This is a genomic window from Stenotrophomonas sp. AB1(2024) (genome assembly GCF_037482345.1).
In the GTDB taxonomy this organism is placed as follows: domain Bacteria; phylum Pseudomonadota; class Gammaproteobacteria; order Xanthomonadales; family Xanthomonadaceae; genus Stenotrophomonas.
Window position 1 is genome coordinate 2253603 of sequence record NZ_JBBHKO020000001.1, and the last position, 15207, is coordinate 2268809.

The 15207-nt window shown below is 67.0% G+C and carries 12 protein-coding genes and 1 riboswitch; of the genes, 7 read left to right on the forward strand and 5 right to left on the reverse strand.

What is annotated here, in order from left to right; all coding sequences use genetic code 11:
- The first annotated feature begins 2 nt into the window (after positions 1-2).
- Positions 3-473: a nuclear transport factor 2 family protein gene (locus WIX41_RS10310; RefSeq protein WP_339447241.1), complete on the forward strand. Its 471-nt coding sequence runs from the start codon at positions 3-5 to the stop codon at positions 471-473.
- 798 nt (positions 474-1271) lie between these two features.
- Here WIX41_RS10310 and pncA read toward each other — a convergent pair.
- The 4 genes from pncA to WIX41_RS10330 all read right to left on the reverse strand — a co-directional run bounded on the left by pncA (position 1272) and on the right by WIX41_RS10330 (position 5793).
- Positions 1272-1898: a bifunctional nicotinamidase/pyrazinamidase gene (pncA, locus tag WIX41_RS10315; protein ID WP_339447243.1), complete on the reverse strand. Its 627-nt coding sequence runs from the start codon at positions 1896-1898 to the stop codon at positions 1272-1274.
- Positions 1899-1954: 56 nt separating this feature from the next.
- Positions 1955-2626, reverse strand: coding sequence for an epoxyqueuosine reductase QueH (locus WIX41_RS10320; protein WP_339447245.1), 672 nt, complete (start codon positions 2624-2626; stop codon positions 1955-1957).
- Positions 2627-2692: 66 nt separating this feature from the next.
- Complete coding sequence (gene metE, locus WIX41_RS10325; RefSeq protein WP_339447247.1) at positions 2693-4990, reverse strand: 5-methyltetrahydropteroyltriglutamate--homocysteine S-methyltransferase; 2298 nt, start codon at positions 4988-4990, stop codon at positions 2693-2695.
- Between the two features lie 212 nt (positions 4991-5202).
- A riboswitch (cobalamin riboswitch) is annotated at positions 5203-5436 on the reverse strand.
- Between the two features lie 45 nt (positions 5437-5481).
- On the reverse strand, positions 5482-5793 hold the full coding sequence (locus tag WIX41_RS10330; RefSeq protein WP_339449462.1) for a HigA family addiction module antitoxin: 312 nt from the start codon (positions 5791-5793) through the stop codon (positions 5482-5484).
- A 315-nt stretch (positions 5794-6108) separates the two neighbouring features.
- Between WIX41_RS10330 and WIX41_RS10335 the strand changes: the two genes are divergently transcribed.
- Positions 6109-7992 carry a hypothetical protein gene (locus WIX41_RS10335; protein ID WP_339447249.1) on the forward strand — a complete coding sequence of 628 codons (1884 nt, stop codon included), beginning with the start codon at positions 6109-6111 and terminating at the stop codon, positions 7990-7992.
- A 140-nt stretch (positions 7993-8132) separates the two neighbouring features.
- Here the strand turns inward: WIX41_RS10335 and WIX41_RS10340 are convergent, their stop codons facing one another.
- A complete protein-coding gene (locus tag WIX41_RS10340) occupies positions 8133-9503 on the reverse strand; it encodes a helix-turn-helix domain-containing protein (protein ID WP_339447251.1) in 1371 nt (456 codons plus the stop codon).
- 113 nt (positions 9504-9616) lie between these two features.
- On the opposite strand from WIX41_RS10340, the gene WIX41_RS10345 reads away from it, so the two are divergent.
- From WIX41_RS10345 to mmsB, 5 genes are read left to right on the forward strand one after another with little or no spacing between them, the layout of a single operon-like run.
- On the forward strand, positions 9617-11122 hold the full coding sequence (locus WIX41_RS10345) for a CoA-acylating methylmalonate-semialdehyde dehydrogenase (protein WP_339447253.1): 1506 nt from the start codon (positions 9617-9619) through the stop codon (positions 11120-11122).
- Positions 11123-11147: 25 nt separating this feature from the next.
- Positions 11148-12314 carry an acyl-CoA dehydrogenase family protein gene (locus WIX41_RS10350; protein ID WP_409187362.1) on the forward strand — a complete coding sequence of 389 codons (1167 nt, stop codon included), beginning with the start codon at positions 11148-11150 and terminating at the stop codon, positions 12312-12314.
- The gene (locus WIX41_RS10355; RefSeq protein ID WP_409187363.1) at positions 12311-13108 is read left to right on the forward strand and encodes an enoyl-CoA hydratase; all 798 of its coding nucleotides are present in this window, start codon (positions 12311-12313) and stop codon (positions 13106-13108) included. Before WIX41_RS10350 ends, WIX41_RS10355 begins: the two co-directional genes overlap by 4 nt.
- Complete coding sequence (locus WIX41_RS10360; protein WP_339447259.1) at positions 13105-14280, forward strand: enoyl-CoA hydratase/isomerase family protein; 1176 nt, start codon at positions 13105-13107, stop codon at positions 14278-14280. The genes WIX41_RS10355 and WIX41_RS10360 overlap by 4 nt, the downstream gene beginning before the upstream one ends.
- Positions 14277-15167 carry a 3-hydroxyisobutyrate dehydrogenase gene (gene mmsB, locus WIX41_RS10365; RefSeq protein ID WP_339447261.1) on the forward strand — a complete coding sequence of 297 codons (891 nt, stop codon included), beginning with the start codon at positions 14277-14279 and terminating at the stop codon, positions 15165-15167. Before WIX41_RS10360 ends, mmsB begins: the two co-directional genes overlap by 4 nt.
- Positions 15168-15207 lie beyond the last annotated feature (40 nt).

Below are 15207 nucleotides of genomic sequence, written 5' to 3' on the forward strand. Positions count from 1 at the left end.
CCATGTCATTGCACCTCAGCACCCCCGACACCCTTCACGACAAACTGGCCGTAGTCGACACGCTGTACCGCTTCGCTGCAGGCATCGACCTGCGCGACCGCGCGCTGCTCGCGTCGGCCTTTACAGAGGACGCCATCTCCGATTTCCGCCCCGCCGGCGCAAAGGCGGGCTTCGAGTACCCGGTGCTGCAGGGGCGGGAAACCATCGTCGAGGCGCTGTCCACTTCGCTCAGCGGGCTCGATACCACCCACTCGTTCAGCAACCCGAGGGTGGTGGTGGACGGCGATACGGCGCGGGTGGATGTGCTGGTCGAAGCGCAGCACGTATCGAGCGTCGACGACGCACGCCAGTACCTGATGAAGAACCGCTATGACGTTGTGTTGGCCCGCCGTGACGCGGAGTGGGAGATCAAGCATGTGATAGTGGACAACGTCTGGAGGACGGGTGATCCGAGCGTGCTCGCCGGGATCTGAGCGGATTGGGTGGTCAATGGTCCGCTTTTGGCCGCGAGCGGACGTCCGGGATGCCTGTGCGTTTTGGCCGGTGCTAACATCCGCTTCAGACCCATAACGGTCACCGGTCGGGATGTCAGGCATGCGTGATCGCAGCGAATCTGTGGCATCCGGGAGCCGTTCAAAGTGGTCACCCCGTGGGCGGATGAGTGCAATGAAAGGATATCTATCCTTGATAACGGTATGTCTGCTGGCGGGCTGTACAACGTTGCCGCCGGTCTCCGAGGGCGTCTCCCTTTCGGTTCGGTCCTACGACCGTGCTACCGGGGACTACGTCCTGGAGCTGCGTAATGAGACGGCACGGCCGGTCCTGTATCTCAATCCCTATCTTAATTTCGACACCATTCGCTCGCCGGATCCGGAGCCGTTCCCGGAGTCGCCGGAAGGAATGGTGCTGATGGTCCACAGCACAAAGCTTGCCCCAGGCGGGTCTGTGGTCCTTTCGGGCAAGTGTACTGCGGGTGGCCTTTGTTCCAGGCCGGAAACCTACGTGGCCGTCCGAGCTTGTTGGTTCGCAAGAGCTTGGAATTGCGAGCAGTACTTCCCGATCTGGTCGAAGACTCCGTTTACGGGTGCCTGAATGTGTGGCTCGGCATGGTGCCGGTACTGAACCTCTGCTTCTGGCCGAAAGCGGACCTTCCCTGTTTGGCGAAACGACCGTGAGTGGCAACGGTTCTAGAACGATGTCGGCAGGCACGACCAACGGCCGTGGCTCACCGGTTAGCGGCTTGCCCAGTCAGCGTCGTGCCGACCCTCCCCTCAGATCACGGCAATCTTGGCCTTAGCCAGCGCATCGCGCACCATGCAGTCGTTCGCTTCGGTCACCGGCCGCGTCAGCTCCCAAAGGAACTTTACCCGGAACCCGGCCTTCACCGCATCCTGCGCGCTCCACAGCACGCAGTAGTCGCGCGCCAACCCACACACATGCACCTCGCGGATCCCGCGCTCATGCAGCCACCCGGCCAGCCCGGTGGCAGGGCGGCCACCGTCAGGCCCATGGTTCTCGCGGAATGCACTATAGGAATCCACTTCGCGGCGAGTGCCCTTGCGCAGGATCAGGTCGGCCACGGTCCAGTCCACGCCCGGGTGCAGCACGGCGCCTTCGCTGCCCTGCACGCAGTGGTCCGGCCACAGGGTCTGCGGCTGCGCGTGCAGCAGGATGGTCTCGAACGGCAGCTTCCCCGGATGCTGGCTTGCAAACGACGCGTGGTCGGCCGGGTGCCAATCCTGGGTAGCCACCACCGTCCGGTACCGACGCTCGGCCAGCAGCGCGGCAATCGGCTCCACCAGCGCATCACCCTCCTCACAGGCCAGCGCGCCACCCGGCATGAAGTCCGGCTGCAGGTCGATCACGAGCAGGGCGACATCGGCGGGCAGGGCGGTCATGGCATTCCAACGCAACGGAGCAGGGGCGACCAGCGTGGCCGCCCCTCGCGCGCACGTCAATCGCCGTTGGGCACCTCATTGTCCTGCCCGTAATACAACAGCCCGATCTTGATCCGCTCACGCTGGTTCTCACGGCGGTGCCGGTTGGCGTCGCGCAGCGAGTACACGCAGCCGCAGTACTCCTGCTGGTAGAACTGCTCGCGCTTGCTGATCTCCACCATGCGCGCCGCGCCGCCGCCCTTGCGCCAGTTGTAATCCCAGTACTGGATGCCAGGGTAGTGGGCCGCCGCCCGATGGCCGCAGTCGTTGATCTGGTTCATGTCCTTCCAGCGCGATATCCCCAGCGAACTACTGATCACCGGGAAGCCGTGCTCATGCGCGTACAGCGCGGTACGCACGAAGCGCATGTCGAAGCACATCGTGCAGCGGATGCCGCGCTCGGGTTCGTTCTCCATGCCACGCGCACGTGCGAACCAGTTGTCGGTGTCGTAGTCGGCATCGACGAAGGGCACGCCGTGCTGTTCGGCGAAGCGGATGTTCTCCTGCTTGCGCAGCTCGTACTCACGCGCCGGGTGGATGTTGGGGTTGTAGAAGAAGATCGTGTAGTCGATCCCTGAGGCGGTAATGGCCTCCATCACCTCGCCCGAGCAGGGCGCGCAGCACGAGTGCAGCAGCAGCTTGTCGTGGCCGCTGGGCAGGGCGAGGGTGGGGCGGATGAAATCGGTCATGCGAAAGTCCATCGACCCAGCTGCCGGCAACGGCGGCAGCGGGGTCTTCATGCAACAGGGGAAAGGTCAGGCGGCGTTGGCGTCGGCGGACTCATCGCGCAACTGGCGCGCGGCAGCCACCAGCGCTTCCAGCGCGGCCCGGGTCTCCGGCCAGCCACGGGTCTTGAGCCCACAGTCCGGGTTCACCCAGATCTGCTCCGGGCGGAGCACTTCGGCCGCCTTGCGCAGCAGCGCCAACATTTCCTCCTTGTCCGGCACGCGCGGCGAATGGATGTCGTACACGCCCGGCCCGATCTCGTTGGGGTACTGGAAGCGCACGAAGGCATCCAGCAACTCCATGCGCGAGCGTGAGGTCTCGATCGAGATCACATCCGCGTCCATCGCCGCCACCGAGTGGATGATGTCGTTGAACTCGGAATAGCACATGTGGGTGTGGATCTGGGTGGCATCACGCACGCCGCTGGCGCTGATCCGGAACGCTTCCACCGCCCAGTCCAGATACTCGCGCCATTGCGCCCGACGCAGCGGAAGGCCTTCGCGGATGGCCGGCTCGTCGATCTGGATCACGCCGATGCCGGCCGCTTCCAGGTCCAGCACCTCATCGCGCAGGGCAAGGGCAATCTGCCGGCAGGTATCGGCGCGCGCCTGGTCATCACGCACGAACGACCACTGCAGCACCGTCACCGGCCCGGTCAGCATGCCCTTCATCGGCCGGTCGGTCAGCGACTGCGCGTACTGCGACCAGCGCACCGTCATCGGCTGCGGGCGGCTCACATCGCCGAAGATCACCGGCGGCTTCACGCAGCGCGAGCCGTAGCTCTGCACCCAGCCGTTCTTGGTGAAGGCAAACCCCTCCAGCTGCTCGCCGAAGTACTCCACCATGTCGTTGCGCTCGAACTCGCCGTGCACCAGCACGTCCAGCCCGATCTGTTCCTGGATGCGCACGCAGTGCTCGGTCTGGCTGGCCAGGAACGCATCGTAATCCGCGTCGGGCAGGGTGCCGGACTTGTTGCGCGCGCGGGCCTCGCGCACCTCCAGCGTCTGCGGGAAGGACCCAATCGTGGTGGTGGGGAAGCGCGGCAGCTTCAGCGCGGCCGCCTGGGCCGGATGGCGCTGCGGATAGCGGCTGTGGCGCTGTGCATCGGCCGGGGTCAATGCGGCCAGGCGCGCGGCCACGGCGGGGTTGTGCACACGCGGCGAGCGCTTGCGTGACGCGATGCGCTCGCGAGACTGTTCCAGCGCAGCTTCGGCGCTTGCCGGGGCATCGATCGCGTCGGCCAGCACGCGCAGCTCTTCCAGCTTCTGCTTGGAGAACGCCAGCCAGCCACGCAGTTCGTCGTCCAGCTTCTTCTCATGCGCCAGGTCCACCGGGCTGTGCAGCAGCGAACACGACGGCGCCAGCCACAGGCAGTCGCTGCCCAGCTGGCCATGCGCATAGCGGGCCAGCACCAGCGCGTTGTCCAGGTGGGTGCGCCAGATGTTGCGGCCGTTGACCAGGCCGGCCGAGAGCACGCGTCCGGCGGGCAGGGCCTTGATCACGGCATCGAGCTGCTCCGGTGCGCGCACGAGGTCCACGTGCAGGCCGTCGACCGGCAGCGAAGCGGCCAGCGCCAGGTTGTCGTCCAGTGCGCCGAAGTAGGTGGCTACCAGCACCTTGGGGCGGGCAGCCTTTGCCAGCACCGCATACGCATGCGTGAAGGCGGCGCGGGCTTCAGGGCCCAGGTCCTGCACCAATGCCGGCTCATCCAGCTGCACCCACTGCGCGCCGGCCGCATGCAGTTGGCCCAGCAGCTGCACGTACACCGGCAGCAGGGCGTCGAGCAGGTCCAGCGCTGGGCTGCCGTCGGTGGTCTTGGACAGCAGCAGGAAGGTCACCGGGCCAATCAGCACCGGGCGGGTTTCAATCCCCAGCGCCTTGGCCTGGCGGTACTCGGCCAGCGGCTTGTCGCCGCGCAGCGCGAAGCCCTGGCCGGCCTGCAGCTCGGGCACCAGGTAGTGGTAGTTGGTGTCGAACCATTTGGTCATTTCCAGCGCGTGCAGGTCGAACCCATCGCGCTGCAGCCCGCGTGCCATCGCGAAGTAGCCGGCCAACGGATCGGCATCGGCCAGCGCGCGGTAGCGGGCGGGAATGGCATCGAACAGGAAGGCGGCGTCCAGCACCTGGTCGTACAGGCTGAAGTCGTTGCTGGGCGGCACATCCACGCCGGCGTCGCGCTGCAGCTGCCAGTGCGTGGCGCGCAGGCTGGCTGCAGTGTCCTGCAGCGATTCAGCGCTGCTCTGGCCGGACCAGAACGCTTCCAGCGCACGCTTGAGCTCGCGCTTGGCGCCGATGCGGGGGAAACCCAGGTTGGTAACAGTGGTCATGGAACGTGTCCTCATTGCGTAGCGGCATTGAGGAACGAAGGAACTGCGCGGCACCCACGCCATTGCTGCCGTGCCCGCCCCGCCAGCGACCTTCGCCCCCGCGGGCGAACCGGATGCCGTGAAGCGGACGCACGGGGGCAGCGCCATGCAGAACGCATGGCGGCAGGCCCCGGCAACCTCCCCGCGGACGTTCCAGGTCAAACAGGGGACGGTCATGTCCCCCGGCCGGGGCCGGTATTCGGGCTGATGGACACGGGCGCATGCGCCCACCTACTTCCTGCCGCTTCCCAGGCGGTCAGGCCCAGTGCTGTTGGCAGGTTTCGTTTCCACTCACCGCTGCGGGGCAGCTCCGGAATGGGTGCGCAAGGCACCGTCACCGGATTCCCGTTTAAACCCATCCCTTCATCTGCATGAAGAGATGGATGCCTTCGGCGAGCACAAGGTAGGCCGAGATGCGGCGGCGGTCAAGAGGACGGCAGCGCGATCAGCGCTCAGGCGGCGGGCTGGTAAGGCTCGATGCGGGCCAGTACGTCGGCCAGCTCGTCGCGCGCCTTGGCCGCGTCGTGGGACATCTGCAGGTTCATCCAGAACCCCTCACTGGTACCGAAGAAACGCGCGAGCCGCAGTGCCGTGTCGGCCGTGATGCCACGACGTCCGGCGATGATCTCGCTGATACGGGTCTGCTTGACGTCGATGGACTTGGCGAGCCGGTATTGGGTCAAACCGAACGGGGTAAGGAATTCTTCCTGCAGGATCTCACCAGGGTGCGGGTAGGGGATGGAACGCATGGCGGCAGTCCTCAGTGGTAATCGCAGATTTCAACGTCGGCAGGGCCGCGCGCTGTCCAGGTGAAGCAGATCCGGTACTGATCATTCAACAACCCTTGGAGAACGATGCTACCGCACAACGATACTATCGTAAAGCGGTACTATCGAGGCTGTTGCTGGGCTGTTCGAATACCCAGCGAACAGACGGATGCTCGCCGTTCTCTGGAGCCCCCGTCAGCAAACGGCATCTCGGATCCGCATCGCCCGAAACGGCAACTGCGGCGCGGTTCTCAGGCCCTGAGAAGGTCGTGGGCGATACTGTGCCCCTGGCGTGGGACCGAGGACGGCAACGTGGCGGACAAGTACTGCGATCTGGTCATGAAAGGCGGCATCACCAGCGGCATCGTGTATCCCAATGCGGTGCTGTCGCTGGCCCGCGAGTACCGTTTCAAGAACATCGGCGGCACCTCGGCCGGGGCGATTGCCGCAGCGGTGGCTGCCGCGGCCGCGCTGGGCGACCGGCGTTGCCGGGCGGGCGAGCCACTGGGACCGCAGGCGGGGTTTGCCGGGCTGGCCGATGTCTCCACCCAGTTGTCGCGGCGCGGCTTCATCTACAGCCTGTTCCAGCCCGCCTACGGCGCCCGCACCGCCTACCGGCTGCTGGTGATGCTGACCGGCAAGGCCGGGTTGCCGCGCAAGGTCCTGTGCCTGCTGGCGGCGGTGTTCGCCATTGCGCCGCTGGAACTATTGGCCGCGCTGGCGGCGCTGCTGGGGATCGGCTGGCTTGCGGCGGGGGTGGATGGCATGTGGGCCACGCTGCTGCCCTCGCTGCTGTGTGCGTATGGGGCCGGGGTGCTGGCGTCTGCGTTGCGCGTGGCCCGCGTGGCGCGGCGCAACCTGCTGGGACTATGCTCGGGGGCCACGCAGACCGACGCTGGCAATCCCGCCCTGACCGACTGGCTGCACACCCAGCTGCAGGCGCTGTCGGGCAAGCCGCTGGACCAGCCGCTGACCTTCGCCGACCTGCACAACGCACCGCGTTACAGCGGTGAACCCGCCGGCGTGCATGCAATCAGCCTGCAGATGATCACCACCTGCGTGTCGCATACCGAACCGCGCACGCTGCCGTTCAGCGCTTCGCAGTTCTGGTTCCGGCGCGACCAGTTCGAGCAGCTGTTCCCGGCCAGCGTGATGGCGTGGCTGCTGGCCCGTGCAGGCGCGCCGCACCAGGTGGACGGCGTGGACTATTACCGCCTGCCCGAAGGCGATCAGTTGCCGGTGCTGGTGGGCACCCGGATGAGCCTGAGTTTTCCGCTGCTGATCAGTGCGGTGCCACTGCACGAGCCGGCCCGGCGCGAACGCCGTTGCGAACCGGTGGCCGATGCCGCGCCCCCGCACGACAACCGCAACGTGGCCGACAGCATGGAAGGCCTCACCAGTGGCGGCCACGGCTGCGGCCCGGTGATCACCGCGTTCCGGGTATGCTGGTTCTCCGATGGGGGGATCAGCAGCAACTTCCCCATCCATCTGTTCGACGCGGCGCTGCCGCGCTGGCCGACCTTCGGCATCGACCTCGTCTATCCGCACCCGGCCGAGCCGCTGCGCGCGTCACCGGACTCGCCCGGTGCCATCAATGCGGCCGTGTTCCTGCCCACCGAGAACCGGCATGGCTGGCAACGCAGCTACCAGTCCATTGCGCGGCCGCTGGCGGCGGCGGAGATGTCCGGTTTCCTGTTCTCCATCGTGTCCACCATGCAGAACTGGCGCGATGTGCTGCAGGCGCGTGCTCCCGGCTACCGCGACCGCATCGTGCATGTATCGCTGCAGGGCGACGAAGGCGGCATGAACCTGGATATGCCGCAGGCCGTGCTCAGTCGTATCGCCGCCAAGGGCAGCGTGGCGGGCGAACGCTTCTGCGATTTCTCGTTCGCCAACCATTACTGGATCCGCTGGCGCAACCTCGCCTCGGCTTACCAGCGCTATACGCTGGAGGTCGCGCGAACCGATGATCCGGCGCAGCGCGTGAACGCCTGGCAGGGCGCCTACGAATCGGTCGCACACGGGACCCCACCGCCGCCGTCGTACCGGTTCGCTTCAGAAGAAAAGCGTCGCGAATCGCAGCAGCTGTGGCGGTTGATGGTCGAGCAGGGCCAGACCTGGGAAGACCTCGGCCCCGACCTCACCGATGGCGCCCCCCGCCCGTTGCCGCAGATGAAGGTGACCCCCAGCTATTGACCGCAAACGCGGTCAATAGCGGGTAGCGCCGGCCGTTGGCCGGCCCAGGTGGTGCCGCACCGTTCGTACACGTTGGGCTGCGGGATGCCTCGACATTTCGAGGGCCGGCCAACGGCCGGCGCTACCGTTGCCAGGGCGGGCTATGCCCGCCCCGGCAACTGCGCGAACGCGCGCTGCATGCAGTCCTCGCGCGGGCAGACCCGGCAGCCCGGGCCGATCGATACCGAGTTGCCCGGGCTCTGGATATCCAGCCCGCGCGAGTAGATCAACCGCTCGGCATGCTGCAGGTCGCAGCCCAGCGCCACCGCGAAGGTCTTGCGCGGCTGGCCATGACCAATCGGGCCACTGCTGACCTGCCGGGCCAGCCAGAAGTGGCGGCGCCCGTCGGGCATGCGCGCGGTCTGGGTCAGCACCCGCCCCGGTTGGTTGAAGGCCTCATACACAATCCACAGCGGGCACGAACCGCCCACCTGCGAGAAGTGGAAATCGGTGGCCGAGTGCCGCTTGGACACATTGCCGGCGCGGTCCACGCGGATGAAGAAGAACGGCAGCCCCGGCGCGCTGCGCCGGGCCAGCGTGCTCAGCCGGTGGCACACCGCCTCGAACCCCACCCCGAAGCGGTGCGCCAGCGCATCGATGTCGTAGGCGCTGTGCTCGGCCGCGCGCAGGAACTGCGCATATGGCATCACCAGCGCGCCAGCGAAATAGTTGGACATGCCGATCCGCGCCTGCGCGATCTGCTCCGGTTCGCGGAAGCCCGCGCGCGCGATCACCGCATCGATCTGCGCCGCATAGCCGAGCAGCGCCAGTTCGGCGGCCATCTGGAAGGCCTGCTGGCCCGGCTCCAGGTAATCGGGCAGCCACAGCGTGCGGCTGCCGCCGTCGTACACGCGCTTCTCGCGCCCGGCCTGCAGCGGCGCCACCTCCACCAGCACCCCGTGGCGGTCGGCCAGCAGCTGGCGCAGGCGCGGCGCCACGTGCCCGGCCACCAGCCCCCATTCGCCGAACAGCTGCTCGGCCAGGTCGTCCAGTTCGGGAATGTGGTTGTGCATGCGGTTGAAGAAATCGCGCACCTGGTCGCCGGCCGGCAACGCCTGCCCGGCCTGCGGGTCGCCCAGCTGGAACTCCAGCGCGGCGGCGTGCTCGCGCAGCAACAGGTGGCGGCGGTGCAGGTCGAGCAGGGCACGGCTGATCTGCGGAAGGTTGCCGGCCATCGCGCGCAGCTCGGTGCTGCTGACCTCGTCCAGACCCAGGTCGCGAAGGGTCTCGCCGAGCGCCTCCTGCAGCGCGCCGGGCTCATCCACGTCGAACAGGTCGGTAACGTCGCCCAACACCTCGCGCAGCCGGGCCTGCACCGCCGGCGTCAACGGGCGCTTGTTGCGCTCGATCTGGTTCAGATAGCTGGCCGACAGACCGAGTGCCCGGGCCAGCTCGGCCTGGCTGTAGCCGCGCTGCTCGCGCAGCTTGAGCAGGCGCAGGCCGATCTGACGGTGGGTGAGCTGGATATTCACGGAATTAACAGAAATCGTAGCGGGCATTGGCCAGATTAAGCGTAGACAGCCCGGAAATCGAGGGGTTGGCTGTGAATAATGCCAATCACCTTTCGCATCCCGCCGGTATTGCCATGACTGTTGCACCGCCCCGTATCCGCATGTTGATCGATGGCCAGTTCGTTGAATCGGCCAGCTCGCACTGGCAGAACGTGGTCAATCCGGCCACCCAGGACGTCCTGGCCCAGGTGCCGTTCGCCACCGTGAGCGAAGTGGACGCCGCCGTGGCCTCGGCCAAGGAAGCCTTCAAGACCTGGCGCAAAACCCCGATCGGCACCCGCGCGCGCATCTTCCTGAAGTACCAGCAGCTGATCCGCGAGCACATGAGCGAGCTGGCCCACATCCTCAGCGCCGAGCAGGGCAAGACCGTGCCCGACGCCGAAGGCGATGTGTTCCGCGGCCTGGAAGTGGTCGAGCATGCGGCCGCCATCGGCAACCTGCAGCTGGGCGAGCTGGCCAACAACGTGGCCAACGGCGTGGACACCTACACCCTGCTGCAGCCGCTGGGCGTGTGCGCCGGCATCACCCCGTTCAACTTCCCGGCGATGATTCCGCTGTGGATGTTCCCGATGGCCATTGCCACCGGCAACACCTTCATCCTCAAGCCGTCCGAACAGGACCCGATGGTGACCATGCGCCTGGTCGAACTGGCGCTGGAAGCGGGCATCCCCAAGGGCGTGCTCAACGTCGTGCACGGCGGCGAAGAAGTGGTCAACGCGATCTGCGACCACCCGGACATCAAGGCCGTGTCGTTCGTGGGTTCCACCCGTGTCGGCACCCACGTCTACAACCGCGCCTCGCTGGCGGGCAAGCGCGTGCAGTGCATGATGGGCGCCAAGAACCACGCCGTGGTGCTGCCGGACGCCAACAAGGAACAGAGCCTCAACGCCATGGTCGGTGCCGCCTTCGGCGCGGCCGGCCAGCGCTGCATGGCCGCCTCCACCCTGGTGCTGGTCGGTGAAGCGCGCGAGTGGGTGCCGGACCTGGTGGCCAAGGCCAGGACCCTCAAGGTCAGCGCCGGCAGCGTGGCCGGTACGGACGTGGGTCCGGTGATTTCCTGCGCCGCCCGTGAGCGCGTGGAAAGTCTGATCGCCTCGGGCGTGGAGCAGGGCGCCAAGCTGGTGCTCGATGGCCGCAACCCGCTGGTGGATGGCTTCGAGAAGGGCAACTTCGTTGGCCCGACCATCTTCGATGGCGTCACCCCGGGCATGCGCATCTATGACGAGGAAATCTTCGGGCCGGTGCTGGTCATCCTCGAAGCGGAAACGCTCGATGACGCCATCGCGCTGATCAACGCCAACCCCAACGGCAACGGTACCGCGCTGTTCACCCAGTCCGGTGCGGCGGCGCGCCGCTTCCAGGAAGAAATCGACGTCGGCCAGGTCGGCATCAACGTGCCGATCCCGGTGCCGGTGCCGCTGTTCTCGTTCACCGGTTCGCGCGGCTCCAAGCTCGGCGACCTGGGCCCGTACGGCAAGCAGGTGGTGATGTTCTACACCCAGACCAAGACCATCACCGCGCGCTGGTTCGACGACGAGACCCTGGGTCACGGCGTCAACACCACGATCAGCCTGAAGTAAGCGCCTGCAAGGGCACGGAGTGTTTATGAGCAACTCGATGACGACGGAACTCGAAGAAGCGCAGCAGGCCTATAGAGAGGCCGCGCGCGATTTCGCCCAGGCCGAACTGGCGCCGCACGCCGCGCGATGGGATGCGGAGGGCATCTTTCCGCGCGAGGCGATCGCCAAGGCCGGGGAACTGGGGTTCTGTGGCCTGTACATGGACCCTGAAGTTGGTGGCAGCGGCCTGAGCCGTCTGGACGCCGCCGTCGTCATCGAGGAGCTCGCCAATGTGGACCCGTCCACGGCGGCCTACATCAGCATCCACAACATGGCCTCGTGGATGGTCAGCAGCTGGGGCGAGGAAGCGTTGCGTGCCGAGTGGGGCCATGCGCTGTCCTCGGGCAGCAAGCTGGCTTCGTACTGCCTGACCGAACCGGGTGCAGGTTCCGATGCGGCCTCGCTCAAGACCACCGCCGTTCGCGATGGTGACCACTACGTGCTCAACGGCTCCAAGGCCTTCATCTCCGGCGCCGGCGCCACCGAACTGCTGGTGGTGATGGTGCGTACTGGCGGCCCAGGGGCCAGCGGCATCAGCGCGCTGGCGGTGCCGGCCGACCTCGCTGGCATCAGCTACGGCCGCAAGGAAGAAAAGATGGGCTGGAACAGCCAGCCCACCCGCGGCATCACCTTCGAAAACGTGCGCGTGCCGGTGGCCAACCTGCTCGGCGACGAGGGCGGCGGCTTCAAGCTGGCCATGAAGGGCCTGGACGGTGGCCGCATCAACATCGCCGCCTGCTCGCTGGGCGCCGCCCAGGGCGCACTGGACGCCGCACGCCGCTACATGGGCGAGCGCCGCCAGTTCGGCAAGACCCTGTCCGACTTCCAGGCGCTGCAGTTCAAGCTGGCCGACATGGTCACCCAACTGGTGGCCGCGCGGCAGATGGTGCACACCGCCGCGCGCAAGCTCGACGCCGGTGCCAGCGATGCCAACGTGTGGTGCGCGATGGCCAAGCGCTTCGCCACCGACGCTGGCTTCCAGGTCTGCAATGAAGCGCTGCAGATCCACGGCGGTTACGGCTACATCCGCGAATACCCGATCGAACGCCTGCTGCGCGACAGCCGCGTGCACCAGATCCTGGAGGGCACCAACGAGATCATGCGTGTGATCGTGGCCCGTCACCTGCTCAACACCGATGAGGAACTGCGATGATGGATTGGCGCAAGCATGAACACGTGGGCCTGAAGGTCGAGGCCGACGGCCATGTCGCAGTGATCACGCTGGACAACCCGCCGGCGCACACCTGGACCGTGCACAGCCTGTCGGCGCTGCGCGACCTGGTCGGCGCGCTCAACGCGGACAAGACCATCTATGCGCTGGTCATTACCGGCAGTGGCGAGAAGTTCTTCTCCGCCGGTGCCGATCTGAAGCAGTTCGCCTCCGGCGACAAGGCTGCCGCCCGCGAGGCCGCGCGCCGCTTCGGTGAAGCCTTCGAAGCGCTGTCCGGCTTCCGTGGCGTATCGATTGCCGCCATCAACGGCTACGCCATGGGTGGCGGGCTGGAATGCGCGCTGGCCTGCGACCTGCGCATCATCGAAGCACACGCCCAGGTCGCGCTGCCGGAGGCCACCGTGGGCCTGCTGCCGTGCGCCGGTGGCACCCAGAACCTGCCGCGCCTGGTGGGCGAAGGCTGGGCCAAGCGGATGATCCTGCTGGGCGAACGCATCGACGCCGACACCGCCGTGCGCATCGGCCTGGCCGAAGAAAAGGTCGGCAAGGGCGACGCCAAGGCGCTGGCCCTCGAATGGGCGCAGAAGGCCGGCAAGCAGAGCCCGTCCAGCATCGCCGCCTGCAAGACCCTGGTGCAGGCCACCCGCACCGGCACCCACGGCGCTGCGTTGGTGGCTGAACGCGAAGCCTTCGTCGACCTGTTCGACCGCGCTGACCAGGCCGAGGGCGTCAACGCCTTCCTTGAAAAGCGCGCACCGCAATGGAAGAACGCATGAGCACGCCGGACGCCAGCAACGAAGCGCCGGTGCTGTTCGAAGAGCGCCTGGCCGCCAACGGCACCCGCATTGGCATTGCCACGCTCAATGCGCCGCGCACCCTCAACGGCTTCTCGCTGCCCATGGCGCACCTGCTGCACGAGCGCCTGGCCGCATGGGCGGCCGACGACGGCATCGCGCTGGTGGTGCTGCAGGGCGCGGGCGAGAAGGCGTTCTGCGCCGGAGGCGACCTGCACAGCCTGTACCAGAGCATGCGCGCTTACCGCGATGCTGGCGCTACCGATGTGCGCGACAACCACTACGCATCCGAGTTCTTCGACGTGGAATACCGCGTCGACTACGCCATCCACACCTACCCGAAGCCGATCCTGTGCTGGGGCCATGGCATCGTCATGGGCGGCGGCATCGGGCTGATGTCCGGTGCCAGCCACCGCGTGGTCAGCGAGCGCTCCAGGCTGGCGTTCCCGGAAATCACCGTTGGCCTGTTCCCGGACGTGGGTGGCAGCTGGTTGCTGCCGCGCGTATCGGGCAAGGCTGGCCTGTTCCTGGCCCTGACCGGTGCGCCGCTCAATGCCGGCGATGCCATCTATGCGGGCATGGCCGACATCCATATCGCCGAGGCGCAGCGCGCAGACGTGTTCAATGCGTTGGCCGACGTGCACTGGAGTGATGAGGCCAAGCGCAACCACGAACAGCTCAGCGCACTGCTGCAGCAGCACGCCAGCGATGCCGCCACCGGTCCGCTGCTGCGCAATGCTGCTGCGATCGATGCGCTGTGCGACGCCAACGATGTCGTAGCAGTGGTCGATGCCATCGCCGCGCTGCAGACCGAAGATCCCTGGCTGCAGAACGCACAGGCCACGCTGGCCGCCGGTGCCCCTGGTTCGGCTCGCCTGGCGTGGGAACTGCAGAAGCGCACCGCCGGCGCATCGCTGGCCGACGTCTATCGCCTGGAGTACATCGCCGCACTGCACTGCGCCGCCCACGGCGATTTCGCCGAAGGCATCCGCGCGCTGCTGATCGACAAGGACCGCACCCCGCAATGGCAACCGCGCACCCTGGCCGAAGCCACCGTGCAGTGGGCCGACACCTTCCTCGTTTCGCCCTGGACCGATGCCACGCACCCGCTGGCCGACCTGGGCGCCACCGTTCCTGAAAGGAGCCTCGCATGAGCCGTATTGCATTCATCGGGTTGGGCAACATGGGCGGCCCGATGGCCGCCAACCTGGCCAAGGCCGGCCACGCCGTGCGCGTGTTCGACCTGGTGCCCGCCGCCGTGCAGGCCGCTGTCGACGCCGGTGCCACCGCCGCCAGCTCGGCACTGGACACCCTGACCAACGCCGAGGTGGTCATCTCGATGCTGCCGGCCAGCCGCCATGTCGAAGGCGTGTACCTGGGAGACAGCGGCCTGCTGGCCGACATTCCCGGCGGCGCGCTGGTCATCGACTGCAGCACGATTGCGCCAGCTACCGCACGCAAGGTATCTGAAGCGGCCGCCGCACGCGGGCTGCAGATGCTGGACGCACCGGTTTCCGGCGGCACTGCGGGCGCTGCTGCCGGCACGTTGACCTTCATCGTGGGTGGTGAAGCCGACGCGCTCGAACGCGCCCGCCCGCTGCTGCAGGCCATGGGCAAGAACATTTTCCACGTGGGTGCCAGCGGCGCCGGCCAGGTGGCCAAGCTGTGCAACAACATGGCACTCGGCGTGATCATGGCCGTTACCGGCGAATCCATCGCACTGGGCGTGGCCCACGGCCTGGACCCGAAGGTGTTGTCGCAGATGATGGCGGTCAGCACCGGCCGCAGCTGGGCCACCGAAGTGTGCAACCCGTGGCCGGGCGTGCTGGAAAATGCGCCGGCATCGCGCGGCTACAGTGGCGGCTTCGGCAGCGACCTGATGCTCAAGGACATGGGCCTGGCCGTGGAAGCGGCGATGAGCGTGGGCGCATCGATCCCGCTGGGCGAACTGGCCCGTAACCTGTACTCGATGAACCACCAGGCAGGGCGCGGCAAGCTCGACTTCTCCAGCGTAGTGCAGCTGGTAACAAGCGATAAGTAAACGGTAGCGCCGGCCGTTGGCCGGCCCTCCGAAAAAACGA

What these genes read in the sequence shown, in the direction of transcription:
- metE (WP_339447247.1), bottom strand. Translation starts at nt 4,990, where the DNA reads ATGACCACTGTTACCAACCTGGGTTTCCCCCGCATCGGCGCCAAGCGC.
- WIX41_RS10320 (WP_339447245.1), bottom strand. Translation starts at nt 2,626, where the DNA reads ATGACCGATTTCATCCGCCCCACCCTCGCCCTGCCCAGCGGCCACGAC.
- WIX41_RS10345 (WP_339447253.1), top strand. Translation starts at nt 9,617, where the DNA reads ATGACTGTTGCACCGCCCCGTATCCGCATGTTGATCGATGGCCAGTTC.
- WIX41_RS10355 (WP_409187363.1), top strand. Translation starts at nt 12,311, where the DNA reads ATGATGGATTGGCGCAAGCATGAACACGTGGGCCTGAAGGTCGAGGCC.
- WIX41_RS10350 (WP_409187362.1), top strand. Translation starts at nt 11,148, where the DNA reads ATGAGCAACTCGATGACGACGGAACTCGAAGAAGCGCAGCAGGCCTAT.
- WIX41_RS10310 (WP_339447241.1), top strand. Translation starts at nt 3, where the DNA reads ATGTCATTGCACCTCAGCACCCCCGACACCCTTCACGACAAACTGGCC.
- pncA (WP_339447243.1), bottom strand. Translation starts at nt 1,898, where the DNA reads ATGACCGCCCTGCCCGCCGATGTCGCCCTGCTCGTGATCGACCTGCAG.
- mmsB (WP_339447261.1), top strand. Translation starts at nt 14,277, where the DNA reads ATGAGCCGTATTGCATTCATCGGGTTGGGCAACATGGGCGGCCCGATG.
- WIX41_RS10360 (WP_339447259.1), top strand. Translation starts at nt 13,105, where the DNA reads ATGAGCACGCCGGACGCCAGCAACGAAGCGCCGGTGCTGTTCGAAGAG.